The 14,790-nt window shown below is 53.2% G+C and carries 14 protein-coding genes; 10 read left to right on the top strand and 4 right to left on the bottom strand.

The annotated features are described in order from the left end of the window. Positions 1-11 precede the first annotated feature (11 nt). From uvrD to E2566_RS20030, 5 genes are all read left to right on the top strand, one after another. Positions 12-2,174 (top strand): DNA helicase II, encoded by a 2,163-nt coding sequence (uvrD, locus tag E2566_RS20045; protein ID WP_107170501.1) that lies wholly within the window; start codon positions 12-14, stop codon positions 2,172-2,174. Positions 2,175-2,318: 144 nt separating this feature from the next. Further along, entirely contained in the window at positions 2,319-3,065 is a 747-nt protein-coding gene (locus E2566_RS20040) for a cyclase family protein (protein WP_107170500.1), read from the top strand. 189 nt (positions 3,066-3,254) lie between these two features. Next, the gene (ysgD, locus tag E2566_RS22065; protein ID WP_349814568.1) at positions 3,255-3,311 is read left to right on the top strand and encodes a YsgD/CorL family protein; all 57 of its coding nucleotides are present in this window, start codon (positions 3,255-3,257) and stop codon (positions 3,309-3,311) included. Positions 3,312-3,477: 166 nt separating this feature from the next. Beyond that, positions 3,478-4,428 carry a magnesium/cobalt transporter CorA gene (gene corA, locus E2566_RS20035; protein ID WP_048262883.1) on the top strand — a complete coding sequence of 317 codons (951 nt, stop codon included), beginning with the start codon at positions 3,478-3,480 and terminating at the stop codon, positions 4,426-4,428. Positions 4,429-4,629: 201 nt separating this feature from the next. Continuing rightward, entirely contained in the window at positions 4,630-5,688 is a 1,059-nt protein-coding gene (locus E2566_RS20030; protein WP_107170499.1) for an AbrB family transcriptional regulator, read from the top strand. Here the strand turns inward: E2566_RS20030 and rarD are convergent. After that, complete coding sequence (gene rarD / locus E2566_RS20025) at positions 5,654-6,583, bottom strand: EamA family transporter RarD (RefSeq protein WP_107170498.1); 930 nt, start codon at positions 6,581-6,583, stop codon at positions 5,654-5,656. The genes E2566_RS20030 and rarD overlap by 35 nt on opposite strands. Before the next feature lie 90 nt (positions 6,584-6,673). Further along, entirely contained in the window at positions 6,674-7,144 is a 471-nt protein-coding gene (locus E2566_RS20020) for a thioesterase family protein (protein ID WP_205543215.1), read from the bottom strand. 286 nt (positions 7,145-7,430) lie between these two features. Between E2566_RS20020 and pldA the strand changes: the two genes are divergently transcribed. The 3 genes from pldA (at position 7,431) to rhtC (ending at position 10,872) form a co-directional block, all read left to right on the top strand. Further along, the gene (gene pldA, locus E2566_RS20015) at positions 7,431-8,297 is read left to right on the top strand and encodes a phospholipase A (RefSeq protein WP_107170496.1); all 867 of its coding nucleotides are present in this window, start codon (positions 7,431-7,433) and stop codon (positions 8,295-8,297) included. A gap of 82 nt (positions 8,298-8,379) precedes the next feature. Then, a complete protein-coding gene (gene recQ, locus E2566_RS20010; RefSeq protein WP_107170495.1) occupies positions 8,380-10,206 on the top strand; it encodes an ATP-dependent DNA helicase RecQ in 1,827 nt (608 codons plus the stop codon). A gap of 42 nt (positions 10,207-10,248) precedes the next feature. Then, complete coding sequence (gene rhtC / locus E2566_RS20005) at positions 10,249-10,872, top strand: threonine export protein RhtC (protein WP_107170494.1); 624 nt, start codon at positions 10,249-10,251, stop codon at positions 10,870-10,872. Positions 10,873-10,942: 70 nt separating this feature from the next. On the opposite strand, the gene rhtB is transcribed toward rhtC, so the two are convergent. After that, the gene (rhtB, locus tag E2566_RS20000) at positions 10,943-11,563 is read right to left on the bottom strand and encodes a homoserine/homoserine lactone efflux protein (RefSeq protein ID WP_107170493.1); all 621 of its coding nucleotides are present in this window, start codon (positions 11,561-11,563) and stop codon (positions 10,943-10,945) included. Positions 11,564-11,695: 132 nt separating this feature from the next. On the opposite strand from rhtB, the gene pldB reads away from it, so the two are divergent. After that, complete coding sequence (pldB, locus tag E2566_RS19995; protein ID WP_107170492.1) at positions 11,696-12,733, top strand: lysophospholipase L2; 1,038 nt, start codon at positions 11,696-11,698, stop codon at positions 12,731-12,733. Between the two features lie 48 nt (positions 12,734-12,781). Beyond that, the gene (gene yigL, locus E2566_RS19990; RefSeq protein ID WP_107170491.1) at positions 12,782-13,582 is read left to right on the top strand and encodes a sugar/pyridoxal phosphate phosphatase YigL; all 801 of its coding nucleotides are present in this window, start codon (positions 12,782-12,784) and stop codon (positions 13,580-13,582) included. 61 nt (positions 13,583-13,643) lie between these two features. Here the strand turns inward: yigL and glpQ are convergent, their stop codons facing one another. After that, complete coding sequence (gene glpQ / locus E2566_RS19985; protein WP_107170490.1) at positions 13,644-14,729, bottom strand: glycerophosphodiester phosphodiesterase; 1,086 nt, start codon at positions 14,727-14,729, stop codon at positions 13,644-13,646. Positions 14,730-14,790 lie beyond the last annotated feature (61 nt).

Raw genomic sequence — 14,790 nt, 5'->3', positions numbered from 1 at the left:
AACCCGTACCTATGGACGTTTCTGATCTGCTCGATGGCCTCAACGACAAACAGCGCGACGCGGTAGCCGCACCTCGCAGCAATTTATTGGTGCTGGCGGGGGCAGGCAGCGGCAAAACGCGGGTATTGGTCCATCGTATCGCCTGGCTATTGTCTGTTGAAAACTGTTCGCCGTACTCCATCATGGCGGTGACGTTTACCAACAAAGCTGCGGCGGAGATGCGCCATCGAATCGACCATCTTATCGGTACGAGCCAGGGTGGCATGTGGATTGGCACCTTCCACGGATTGGCGCACCGTCTGCTGCGTGCGCACCATATGGATGCCAATTTGCCGCAGGATTTCCAGATTCTGGACAGTGAAGATCAGCTGCGTTTGCTGAAACGGCTGATTCGGGCGCTTAATCTGGATGAGAAACAGTGGCCGCCGCGTCAGGCGATGTGGTTTATCAACGGTAAAAAAGACGAAGGTTTACGTCCGCAGCACATTGAAAGCTACGGCAACCCTATTGAGCAAACGTGGCAGCGTGTCTATCAAGCCTATCAGGAAGCGTGCGATCGCGCCGGGCTGGTGGATTTCGCCGAGCTGCTGCTGCGCGCGCATGAACTGTGGCTGAATAAGCCGCATGTGTTGAACCACTATCGTGAGCGTTTTACCAATATTCTGGTGGATGAATTTCAGGATACCAACCGTATTCAGTACGCCTGGATTCGCATGCTGGCGGGTGATAGCGCCAAGGTCATGATCGTCGGGGATGACGATCAGTCAATTTACGGCTGGCGCGGTGCACAGGTCGAAAATATTCAGCTGTTCCTGAAAGATTTCGTCGGCGCAGAAACAATCCGTCTGGAGCAGAACTACCGTTCTACCAGCAACATCCTGAAAGCGGCGAATGCCCTGATTGCGCACAACGGCGGGCGGCTTGGCAAGAACCTCTGGACGGACGGTGTCGAGGGTGAACCGATTTCGCTTTACTGCGCGTTCAATGAACTGGATGAGGCACGTTACGTCGTCAACCGGATTAAAGCCTGGCAGGAAAAGGGGGGGGCGCTGAAAGATAACGCCATTCTGTATCGGAGCAACGCCCAGTCGCGCGTACTGGAAGAGGCGCTGTTGCAGCAGAGTATGCCATACCGCATCTACGGCGGGATGCGCTTCTTCGAGCGTCAGGAAATCAAAGATTCGCTGTCTTATCTGCGCCTGATCGCCAATCGTAATGACGATGCGGCGTTCGAGCGTGTGGTGAATACGCCGACGCGCGGTATTGGCGATCGCACGCTGGACGTGGTGCGCCAGACGGCGCGCGATCGTCAGCTGACGCTGTGGCAAGCCACGCGTGCGCTGTTGCAGGAGAAGGTGTTGGCCGGACGTGCGGCGGCATCGCTGCAACGCTTTATCGAATTGATTGACGCGCTGGCCTATGAAACCTCTGAACTGCCGCTACATGTGCAGACTGACCGAGCGATTAAAGATTCTGGCCTGTGGAGTATGTACGAACAGGAAAAAGGCGAGAAAGGGCAGGCGCGAGTAGAAAACCTGGAAGAACTGGTGACGGCGACGCGTCAGTTCAGCTATCAGGAAGAAGATCAGGATCTGATGCCGCTTCAGGCGTTTCTGTCGCATGCCGCGCTGGAAGCAGGTGAAGGTCAGGCGGATGCCAATCAGGACGCCGTGCAGCTCATGACGCTGCACTCGGCAAAAGGGTTGGAATTCCCGCAGGTGTTTATCGTCGGTATGGAAGAAGGCATGTTCCCTAGCCAGATGTCGCTGGATGAAGGCGGACGTCTGGAAGAAGAGCGTCGTCTGGCTTATGTTGGCGTCACGCGTGCGATGGAAAAGCTGACGATAACCTACGCTGAATCTCGCCGTTTATACGGCAAAGAAGCCTATCACCGACCGTCACGATTTGTTGGCGAACTGCCCGAAGAGTGTGTTGAAGAGGTACGGTTACGCGCTAGCGTCTCCCGTCCGGTTAACCACCAGCGCCTCGGTACGCCGGTCATGCAAAATGACAGCGGTTACAAATTAGGGCAGCGGGTTCGCCATGCGAAATTCGGTGAAGGCACCATCGTGAATCTGGAAGGCAGCGGCGATCACGCCCGTCTTCAGGTCGCGTTCCAGGGACAGGGTATTAAATGGCTGGTCGCCGCCTACGCCAGACTGGAAACGGTGTGATCGTCACGATGCAGTTTGAAGTATGACGGGGTTATATATCTTATAAAAATCCTGTATTAACCTTTCTCGTCATTTTCGACAATGCTAGCTGGCCTGCCGCGTATCTATGGATGTGTGGTATCACAATAAAAAAGGAGCATGCCCATGACGTTAGACCAGATTATTGCCGAGCTACAGAAGAAAAAATGGGTCGATCTCACGCACACGATTACGGAGTCGATTCCTATTTTTGGCGCGTTTGAAGGCGTGTTGCAGCGCAAGACCTTATTCAACGTCGAAGATCACGGGTTTTATGCGCAGGCGGTGACGTTTGCGACGCAGACGGGGACGCATATTGATGCGCCAGGGCATTTCGTGGCGGGTAAGCGTTATCTGGATCGGATTGATAATAAAGAGCTGCTGCTGCCAATCGTGGTGCTTCATAAACAAGACGCCGTCGCGCGCGATCCCGATTATCGCCTTTCTGTCGACGATATTCTGGCGTTCGAGCGTGAACATGGGGAAATCCCGTCAGGCAGCTTTGTCGCGTTTGCTAGCGGCTGGAGCACGCGCTGGCCTGATATTGATGCCTTTGCGAATAAAGATGAGCAGGGACACAGCCATACGCCAGGGTGGTCGCTTGAGGCGCTAACGTTTCTGTTTGAAGAGCGCAGCATTAGCGCGGTAGGGCACGAAACGCTGGATACGGATTCCGCTGCTGATTTCCGTCGTAACAGCGGGCTTATCGGCGAGTTCTTTGTACTGAATCAGAATGCCTGGCAGGTCGAGGTGCTGAACAATCTGCATCAGCTGCCGTCTACCGGCGCTTATATCCATGTTAGTTACCCTAATTTTGTGGGTGCGCCCGGTTTCCCCGTCCGCGCCATCGCCTATCTGCCAGACAACGCCTAATGTATAAACGCGGTTCCCTTTTGTTTTGGGGTGATCGCGTTTCTTATTGATTTAATGAATAATTTTCTCGCTTGCGGCTTATCCTGTCGGTCAATATTTTACAGCGTGTTTCAGCCACGGTTTTAAAGTTGAAGTCTTTTTCATCTCAGCGTAACATGCGCGCATCATTATTCTCGGAGGACTAACGCCTTGGACACACCCAGTCGATACTGGCTCACTAACCTGTTCATTAGGTACAACTTCTAAGGCTATCTTCCTCTGCTGATACCCTTCGTGGTTGTCAGCGATGCTGTTTTTGTCGCTATGAGTCAGATCCGTCGAACGGACTGAAACCTACTGGTGACACCTCACCTCTGTTTCTGTGCTTCAATCGCGTTATCCATCTCTGCTACTGAAAGGGGAGCTATGGCCCATGCTGAGCGCATTTAAACTGGATAATTGCCGTTTATCTCGTCTGGAATTGGATGACTCCGATGATCTCACTACGTCAATTTGGGTCGATTTGATCGAGCCGGAAGACGATGAGCGTGAGAAAGTACAAACCGAGCTGGGACAAAGCTTGGCAACCCGTCCAGAACTGGAAGACATTGAAGCGTCGGCGCGTTTTTTTGAAGATGAAGACGGCCTGCATATTCACTCCTTTTTCTTCTTTGAAGACGCGGAAGATCACGCCGGTAACTCTACCGTGGCGTTTACTATTCGCGATGGTCGCTTGTATACCTTGCGCGAGCGTGAACTGCCCGCGTTCCGCCTGTATCGTATGCGTGCACGTAACCAAACGCTGGTAGACGGCAATGCTTATGAACTGTTGCTCGATCTCTTTGAGACGAAAATTGAGCAATTGGCGGACGAAATCGAGAACATCTACAGCGATCTGGAATCGCTGAGCCGCATCATTATGGAAGGGCGGCAGGGTGAAGAGTACGATGATGCGTTGTCTACGCTGGCGGAACAGGAAGACGTGGGCTGGAAGGTCCGCCTGTGTCTGATGGATACCCAACGTGCGTTGAATTTTCTGGTGCGTAAAGCCCGCTTGCCATCCGGCCAGTTGGAGCAGGCGCGTGAAATTTTGCGCGATATCGAATCTCTGCTGCCACATAACGAATCGCTGTTCCAGAAGGTTAACTTCCTGATGCAGGCGGCGATGGGCTTTATCAACATCGAACAGAGCCGGATTATCAAGATCTTCTCGGTGGTATCTGTGGTGTTCCTGCCGCCGACGCTGGTGGCGTCCAGTTATGGGATGAACTTCGAGTTTATGCCTGAGCTGAGATGGTCGTTTGGCTATCCGGGCGCGATTGTGTTAATGATTCTCGCCGGGCTGGCGCCGTACCTTTATTTCAAGCGTAAAAACTGGCTGTAAGTTTTCACTGATGCGCCTGACGGAGATTAACCATCAGGCGCGTTGCGTTTCTTCTCTTCGAGGCAAAACCCCTTTCCTGCTTGATAGTTTGCGGCCTTACTATTCCTGTTTATTCTCTGGTTATTCTGTTTAGAATGGCGAATCGCTTTTCTGTTCTTACTTTCTATTATTACTTTCTATTGTCAAATACAGGTCGTGTAGATGAAAGGGATGTCACCGTGGGTGCAATGGGGAATCCTGCTGTCGGTCTCATTAATTCTGGGGTTTGGACTACAGGTTTACCACGTTCCTGCTGCGCTGTTGCTGGGCCCGATGATGGTTGGCGTAGCGATGGGGTTAAATGGCGCGACGATTCGTATTCCGCCTGTCGGCTTTGCAGGTAGTAATGCCATTCTGGGCTGTTTGGTTGCACAAAGCCTGTCTTTTTCTATCCTGACCCCTTTGCTGAATGAATGGCCGCTGGTGCTGTTCATTTTGTTGGCGACACTGGCGGCCAGCGGATTATCTGGCTGGTTACTGGTCAAATTTAGCGAGCTGCCCGGAACGACCGGAACTTGGGGCGCATCGCCGGGCGGGGCGTCTGCCATGGTTGCCATGTCTGGAGAGTTCGGCGCGGACGTGCGACTGGTTGCCTTCATGCAATATTTACGGGTGTTGATGGTGACCGCTTCGGCGGCGTTTGTGGCACGCCTGAGTTTGGGGGATGACGCGGCAGAAAACAGCGCGATGCTGGTGTGGTTCCCTTCATTAGACTGGCGTTTTATCGCGACGCTCGGCGTGGCATTCGGCAGCGCATGGCTAGCAAGGCGCTTACGTATTCCCTCTGGAGCATTACTGGGGCCAATGATTATCGGTTCGATGCTGCATGCCAGCGGTACATTACAGCTGCAAACGCCGGAATGGCTGCTGGCGTTGGCTTATGCTGTGATTGGTTGGAGTGTGGGTTTGTGTTTTACCCGCCCGATCTTTTTGCTGGCGATACGCACGTTGCCCCACATGATGGCATCGATTGTCGGCTTGATGCTGCTGTGCGGCGGAATGGCATGGATGGTGACGAAAATAATGCCGGTGGATATACTGACCTCTTTTCTGGCGACCAGCCCTGGCGGGCTGGATTCGATTGCGATTATCGCCGCAGGCAGTCGAGTCGACATGGCATTTGTTATTGCCATGCAGACGCTGCGGCTGTTTTCGACGCTGTTGTTTAGCCCGATCTTATCGCGCTTTATTTCCCGCCGTGTTGAGGTTGGGACGTTGTAGCAGGCGTACGCCGTAGCTTACGTTGCGTATACAGTGCATCCAGAATGAATAGCGCCAGCGCGCCCCAAATGAAGGCAAAGGTAATCAGTTTATCACTGCTGAATGTTTCACCGTAGAACACCACTGCCAGTATGAACATGATGGTGGGGCCGAGATACTGGAAAAAGCCGAGCGTCGACAAGCGCAGGCGCATGGCCGCCGCGGTGAAGAACAACAGCGGTACTGTAGTGACGATACCGGCAGAGAGCAGTAGCAGATTCAGCGACCAAGGGTTAGCAGTCAAATGGCTGCTTGGGGTGTCGGCAATAAAAAACAGATAAATGACCGCCACCGGCAGTAGCCAGAGTGTTTCGATCAGCATGCCGGTTTGCCCGTCGATGCCAATTTTTTTGCGCAGCAGCCCGTATAACGCGAAGCTGAATGCTAGCCCTAGTGCAATAACCGGCAGCGAGCCGAATGTCCATAGCTGAACCAGTACGCCAGTCACCGCGAGCAGTACCGCCAGCCATTGCAGACGACGAAAACGTTCCCCTAGAAAGATCATACCTAGCATGACGTTAACCAGTGGGTTGATAAAATATCCCAGACTGGCTTCCAGCATGTGATGGTTGTTGACCGCCCAGATATACAACAGCCAGTTCCCGCCAATAAGTACCGCTGTTAACGCCAGCAGAAACAGATGCTTGACGTTGCGGCAGGCATGGCTCACCTGACGCCATTTTCTGCCGACCGTCAGCAGGATCAGCATAAAGAAGAATGACCAGATAATACGGTGCGTCAGTATTTCATTGGGTGGAACGTGCTCAAGCAGCTTGAAGTAAACGGGAGCAATTCCCCAAATGAAATACGCGCCGAGGGCGAAAAATATCCCCTCACGGGTTTGTTGCGCATTCATGGGTGACTCGATAAGGACGGCGGGAAAACGCTAAGTCTACCCAAAACTGTGAGCGCTTTCACGTAAAGTGTTCATTACAGGGTTTGCCAGCTATCCGACAATATAGGTTGCGGTGGCACTGGCCAGATGCGAACCCTGTTCGTTATGCAATTCGGCGCGCGCGACGGCGATTTTATTACCACCGCGCAGCAGCGTGCTGGTAATGGTGAAGTGCTCCCCGTAGCCCGGTCGCAGATAATCGACCCGCATGTCAATGGTGCCCATGCGTGCAAGTCGGTGATGAAATTCCCGATCGCTGATCGTTTCATGGCGCAGCAGCGTGTTGCCGACGCACACTAATCCGGCTGCGACGTCCAGCCCCGCCGCAATCACGCCGCCGTGCAGAATCTGTTGTGCCGCATTGCCGATGAGCTTCTCTTGCCGAGCGAACGTCAGGACGGCTTTATCGGCGTCAAACTGCTGTAATTCAAGGCCAAGTTCGATGTTGAACGGCATCTTGTAAATGAAAATCTCGCCAACGAGTTGGCGCACGGTATCTCTGGTTAAGGTCGTTCCCTGCAATGAGGGGGCTCCCTGAAATGATGGTACGTCAGCCATAGTCGTTTCCCGCCCGGATAAGAGATACGCACAAATGTATTTAATTTGAAATTAAAACGTTATGTAAGTGTTTATTTTATGCATTGATTTTGTTTCTTGCCAGAAAAGGCCGAGAAACCGGGGAACGGTAATTCAAACGTCGCGGAACTGTGTAGAATGGCGGGCTTGAGTGGGGAACGACTCACCACGAGTTAGTTAAACGAACGTCGGATAAAACGAACGTCGTATAAAAAAATGTCGGAGAAAATGAATGCGTAAAATAGTACTCGTACTGGCAGCATTACTGATGGCACAGGCTCATGCTGAGGATACAACAAACTCCCCTGCGCCGAATCAACCCGCGGTACGTGGCAGTATTATCGCCAGCCTGTTACAAGAGCATGACACCCCGTTTATTCTCTATCCTTACGAAAGCAACTACCTGCTGTATACCTACACCAGCAACATCAATAAAACGGCGATACAGAGCTATAACTGGGGTGATGAAGCCCGTAAAGATGAAGTGCATTATCAGTTGAGCCTTGGGTTCCCGATCTGGCGCGGTATTCTGGGGGGGAACTCGCTGTTGGGCGCGTCTTATACCCAGCGCTCCTGGTGGCAGCTCTCTAATAAAAGCGAGTCTTCTCCATTCCGTGAAACGGATTATGAGCCACAGGTTTTCTTAGGTTGGGCAACCAACTACACATTAGCAGGCTGGACGCTGCGGGATGTGGAAATGGGTTTTAATCACCAGTCTAACGGCCGTTCCGAACCGACTTCACGCAGTTGGAACCGTGCCTATATGCGTCTGATGGCGCAGAACGGTAACTGGCAGGTTGATGTGAAGCCGTGGGTACGTTTTTCTGATAGCGAGGACGATAACCCGGATATCATCAAATACATGGGTCATTACCGCTTGCGCGTCGGTTATGTGTGGGGCGATAGCGTATTTAGTGCGGAAGGACGTTATAACTGGAACAGCGGCTACGGCGGTGGCGAACTGGGCTGGAGCTACCCGCTGACGCGCCATGTCCGTTTCTACACCAAGGTCTTCAGCGGCTACGGTGAATCGCTGATTGACTACAATCATCGTCAGACCCGCTTCGGTGTTGGGGTGACGCTGAACGACATGTTCTAACGATCGTGTGATTTAGCGATTGCAGTTTTACCCGACGGCGCTGAAAATAGCGCCTGTTTGATTTCATTGAATTGGGGAAGGCGTGTCTACGGCGGAAGTATTGAATAAGGAAGCGCTGGCGGTTCAGGTTCTACGGGACACGTTCGGCTACCAGCAATTCCGACCGGGTCAGCAGGAAATTATCAGCGCGACGCTCAGTGGGCAGGACTGTCTGGTCATTATGCCGACGGGGGGCGGTAAATCGCTGTGCTACCAAATCCCCGCGCTGGTAATGGATGGACTGACGCTGGTGGTGTCTCCACTGATTTCGCTGATGAAGGATCAGGTCGATCAGCTTCAGGCCTACGGTGTTTCGGCCGCTTGCCTTAATTCAACGCAGACGCGCGAACAGCAGCTTGAAGTGATGGCAGGTTGCCGTACCGGTCAGATAAAACTGCTTTATATCGCACCAGAACGCCTGACAACGGACAGCTTCCTCGATCACCTTGTCCACTGGCAGATTTCACTGATCGCGGTGGATGAAGCGCACTGTATTTCCCAATGGGGGCACGATTTCCGTCCTGAATACCGCGCGCTGGGGCAGATTAAACAGCGTTTCCCTCATCTTCCTTTTATTGCCCTGACGGCCACCGCCGATGAGACCACGCGCAACGATATTGTTCGCCTGCTGGATCTTCGCTCGCCGCTGATTCAGATCAGCAGTTTTGACCGCCCGAATATTCGCTATACGCTGGTGGAGAAGTTCAAACCGCTCGATCAGCTTTGGATGTTCGTACAGGGGCAGCGTGGCAAAAGTGGCATCATCTACTGTAATAGCCGTTCCCGCGTGGAGGATATCAGCGCGCGCTTGCAGGCCCGTGGGCTGAGTGCAGGAGCGTATCACGCCGGGTTGGACAATGAACGACGCGCACAGGTGCAGGAAGCGTTCCTGCGTGACGATCTTCAGGTCGTGGTCGCGACCGTCGCCTTTGGTATGGGCATCAACAAGCCTAACGTGCGATTCGTGGTGCATTTTGATATTCCGCGCAACATCGAATCCTACTATCAGGAAACGGGGCGTGCCGGACGTGATGGTCTCGCGGCAGAAGCGGCGCTGTTTTACGATCCGGCGGATATGGCGTGGCTGCGCCGTTGTCTGGAAGAGAAACCCGCCGGGCCACAGTTGGATATTGAACGTCATAAGCTCAATGCGATGGGCGCGTTTGCCGAGGCGCAGACCTGCCGCCGCCTGGTGCTGCTGAACTACTTCGGTGAAGGACGCCAAGAGGCCTGCGGCAACTGCGATATTTGTCTCGATCCGCCGAAGCGCTATGACGGATTAGTCGAGGCGCAAAAGGCGCTTTCCTGTGTGTATCGTGTCGGGCAGCGTTTTGGTCTGGGGTATATCGTCGAGGTATTGCGCGGTGCGAATAACCAGCGTATTCGTGACTTCGGCCATGACAAACTGCCGGTCTACGGTATTGGTAAGGATAAATCGCAAGAACATTGGGTCAGCGTGCTGCGCCAGTTGATTCATCTGGGTTTGCTGAACCAGAACATTACGATGCATTCTGCCGTACAGCTTACCGAATCTGCGCGTCCGGTATTGCGGGGAGAAGTGCCGCTGCAACTGGCCGTGCCGCGTGTGATTAACCTGAAACCCCGCACGAATCAAAAATCTTACGGCGGAAATTACGACCGTAAGCTGTTTGCCAAATTGCGCAAACTGCGTAAATCCATCGCGGATGAGGACAATATTCCGCCTTATGTGGTGTTCAGCGATGCCACGCTGCTAGAGATGTCGGAATTGATGCCGATCACGGCGGGTGAGTTGCTGAATATCAACGGGGTCGGTCACCGCAAACTTGAACGTTTCGGTGCGCCTTTCATGAACATGATTCGCGATCATGTTGATAATGATGACGAGTAACGCTCGCCTTATCTGATTGCATTTAAAAAAAGGAAAACCAACATGCTGATGCTATTTCTGACGGTGGCGCTGGTGCATTTCATTGCGCTGATGAGCCCGGGGCCGGATTTCTTTTTCGTTTCACAAACTGCGGCTAGCCGTTCGCGCCGCGAAGCGATGATGGGCGTGTTGGGCATTTCTCTGGGCGTGGTGGTCTGGGCGGCTATCGCGCTGCTGGGGCTGCACCTGCTGCTGCAAAAAATGGCCTGGTTACATACTGCTATTACCGTCGGCGGTGGTCTGTATCTGTGCTGGATGGGCTGGCAGATGCTGTGCTCGGCACGGCGTAAAGCGCAGTTGGAAACCACGCAGGAAACGGCGGTGGTATTGCCGCAGCGTGGCAAAACCTTCATGCGTGGGCTGCTGACGAATCTGGCTAACCCAAAGGCGCTGATCTATTTCGGCAGCGTGTTTTCGCTGTTTGTTGGCGACAGCGTCGGCAGCGGTGCGCGTTGGGGGCTGTTTGCGCTGATATCGATTGAAACGCTGATCTGGTTCAGTCTGGTTGCGATGGTTTTCGCCCTACCTACCATACGTCGTGGCTATCAGCGTCTGGCTAAATGGGTGGATGGCGTAGCGGGCGTGTTGTTTACCGGTTTTGGCCTACACCTGATTTTCTCTCGCTAACCGTTCTTCCTGAGCGTTCCCGCAGGAGAAACAACAGCGCGCCGTGATTCGATACGGCGCGCTGCCTTCATCAGGCCTTTCTCGCTGTGGCGAGTAATGCGCCGACTAGCACGAACAGCGATCCAAATATCCGGTTGAGTGTTTTCATCTGCCGTGGGCCTTTCAGCCACCCAGCGATACGTGTGGCCAGCGTGGCGTAACCAATCATCACGATAACATCGACCACGACGGTGGTGATACCCAACACCAGATACTGTGCGGCCTGCGGTTGATGAGGGATAATGAACTGCGGAAACAGCGCCGCCAGAAACACAATGCTTTTCGGGTTGGTTAGATTGACCAATATCGCACGTTTAAACAGCTTACGGCGCGGCATGGCGCTGGCAAGCGCCTGAAGGTCGAGTGCGCCAGCGGCGCGCCACTGCTGAATACCTAGCCAGATCAGATAAGCTGCGCCCAGCCATTTCAATACATCGAAAGCCAGCACGGACTGGTTAAGCAATGCGCCTAATCCGATGCCGACCAGCACGATATGAATAGCCAGCCCGACCTGCAAGCCACAGATGGAGGCCGCTGCACCGCGATAGCCGTGGCTGATGCCGGTGCTCATGGTATTGATGGCACCCGAACCGGGGGAGAGACTGAGAATAAGCGTTGTGAGTAAGTAGGTTAACCACCAATCCAATGTCATGAAATACTGCTCCTGAACCACGTTCTGTATTACGAGAGTCTGTCTGTTTTTTATGTCACAATACGCTCGTGCTCTACTGCTTGTCATGTTCTTCCGCTAGCTTTGTTTTCCCTGCGTCACCGGAGAGGTGTGATGATTCAACGCCCCAATACGTTGTTTACGTCGGAACCGTTAACGCCTGAATCGTTAATGACCAGTCTGCTGACGCGAGAAGCGCAGTTTGCCGCTTTTTCTACCGGAGAATTACTGGATTTCTGGCGTCAGCGCGAAGAAGGCGAATTCTCTGGCGTGGATGCTGTGCCAATCCGGTTTGTCCGTTTTACTGCACCCCAGCATGACAAGATCGTTGTTGTCTTTTCAGGCCGTATCGAAAGCTATGTCAAATATAGCGAAGTGGCTTACGATCTCTTTCATCACGGCTATGATGTGCTCATTATGGATCACCGTGGGCAAGGGCGATCTGGACGGATGTTGCAAGACGGCCACCGTGGACACGTGCTGCGTTTCAGTGATTATGTCGATGATGCCGAAACACTGTGTCAGCAACATCTTGATGTTAAGCGATATACCCGGCGGTTTGCGCTAGCGCATTCCATGGGCGGAGCGATTTTGGCACAGCTTCTGGCTCGCCAACCTGCGATATTTGATGCGGCGGCACTGTGTGCACCGATGTTTGGCATTCGTTTACCGCTTCCTCATTGTGTGGCCGGATGGATTGTTGATTGGGCGGAGCGCCGCCCGGCGATACGTGATTATTACGCTATCGGCACCGGGCAGTGGCGTCCTTTACCTTATCGGATGAATGTGCTGACGCACAGTCGTGAGCGTTACCAGCGCAGCATCCGCTTTTATGCGGATTCACCGGATTTGCGCGTAGGCGGGCCGACTTACCATTGGGTGCGCGAGGCACTACAGGCGGGAAAACAGTTGCTGGCACAGGCTAGCGCCATCACCACGCCGCTTCTGCTATTGCAGGCGCAGGAAGATCGCGTGGTCGATAACCGTAGTCAGAATGCGTTCTGTCAGGCACTGGTGCAGAATGGAAACGCCAATTCTGACGGCGTTTTACAGGTTATCTGCGGTGCGCGGCATGAAATTCTCTTTGAAACGGATAACCTCCGCGCTCAGGCATTTGCGCTGATCTTTTCGCACTTTGCGCGTTATCATTAATTTTTGCGGCGTATGCCGCCAATACACCAGAAGTGAGATCTCATCGTTATGTACCATGTCGTTGCGTCCGATTTAGATGGCACACTGCTGTCACCTGACCACTCGCTGTCCCCGTATGCGAAAGAAACCCTCAGGCTGCTGACGGAGAAAGGGATTCACTTTGTGTTCGCTACCGGAAGGCATCACATGGATGTCGCGCAGATCCGCGATAATCTCGGTATCAGCGCGTTTATGATTACCTCGAATGGCGCGCGCGTGCACAACTCGCAGGGTGAGCTGATTTTCAGCCACAATCTGGATCAGGATATTGCCCGCGACCTTTACAGCGTCGTACATAATAACCCCGATATGCTGACGCACGTTTACCGCGATGATGAGTGGTTTATGAACCGTCCGCGTGCGGAAGAAGAGCGATTCTTCAAAGAATCGATCTTTAAATACAAGCTGTTTGAACCTGCACTACTTGAGACTGATGGCGTCAGCAAAGTGTTCTTTACCTGCGATTCCCATGAACAGCTGCTGCCGTTGGAAGAAGCGATCAACGCGCGCTGGGGCGATCGCGTCAACGTAAGCTTCTCGACGCTCACCTGTCTGGAAGTGATGGCGGGCGGCGTGTCTAAAGGCCACGCGCTGGAGCAGGTGGCGAAGATTATCGGCTTCTCGCTCAAAGAGTGTGTCGCGTTTGGCGATGGCATGAACGACTACGAAATGTTGTCGATGGCGGGTAAAGGCTGCGTGATGCAGAACGCGCATCAGCGCCTGAAAGATTTACTGCCAGATCGTGAGGTGATTGGCTCTAACGCGGACAGCGCGGTGCCGAATTACCTGCGGGAATTGTTTCTGAAGTAATCCGTATATTCTTGAACCGATGTCCCATCGGGCATGCGGTGCTCGATGGGAAAGCTGAACTTCAGCGCGGTTTTTTCAGGAAATCGACCGCTTTGTCGGGAAAATCGGTGAACAGGCCGTCAACGTCTGCCTGACGATAGAGAATATCGTAGAGCCGATCGATATCGTTGGCGTACGCCGGTAGCCGGTCTGCCCTTGCCGTAAACGGGTGTACCTGAAGTTTATGCTGGTGGGCTTCCTTCACCATGTCGGTAAAGGTGATGTGGTCAGGCGTCGCCCCTTTCTGGACGAGCATGTGGTAGTCCGGGCCGATACCATCGGCATAGGTCGCAATCTGTTTCATTGCACCGGGCTGCTGCATCCAGTCGTAGTTGTAATTCACCCACGTTCCATCGGCCTGTTTCTCGTAGGTTTCATGCCAGTTGGTATAGGCGATCAGTTGAATCAGGTTCAGATCCATCTTCATTTGTGGCTGCAATTCGGTTTTGATGCGTTTTAACTCTGCAACATCAAACGATTGTAGAAAGACCTTATCGCTTTTCTTCGTATAGCCATATTGCTTCAGCACGGCCAGCGTTTCGCGGGCAATGTCTTTCCCTTCCTGATGGTGAAACCATGGCGCTTTGATTTCGGGGTAGAGGCCGATGTTCTTGCCAGTTGAGTGATTCAGACCCTGAATGAATTCAATTTCTTCCTGAAAGGTATGAATACGGAAATCGGATTTCCACATCGGAAAGCGGTTCGGGTAGCTCTGTACCTGCTTGCCGTCTTTGATGTCGAATCCTTCGGTGAATTTCAGCGACCTGATCTCTTGTAGAGTGAAGTCGATAGCGTAAAAGCGTCCATCGTTACGGGCGCGTTGCGGAAAACGTTCTGCCACATCGGTAACGCGATCCAGATAATGGTCATGCAGGACAATGAGCGCGTTATCTTTGGTGAGCACCAGATCCTGCTCCAGATAATCGGCACCCTGCGCGTAGGCCATCGCTTTCGCCGGAAGCGTATGCTCAGGTAAATAGCCGCTGGCACCACGATGGGCAATGACGATTTTATCGGTTGATGAAGCGGAAGTGCCAGCGTGACTAACAGCACTAAAGGAAACGGAGAGCGCGAGGGCGGAGAGTAGGGATGTTACGGTAACGTTCATGCGATCAAACCTCTTTCTGTTGAGAGAAAGGCGGCGTCATCAGGACGCCGCCAGAGGGATG

Origin of the sequence: Pectobacterium punjabense (genome assembly GCF_012427845.1) — a bacterium.
Classification (GTDB): Bacteria; Pseudomonadota; Gammaproteobacteria; order Enterobacterales; family Enterobacteriaceae; genus Pectobacterium; species Pectobacterium punjabense.
Note: the sequence above shows the minus strand (reverse complement) of the source record. Positions and strands in the feature narration are given on the sequence as shown.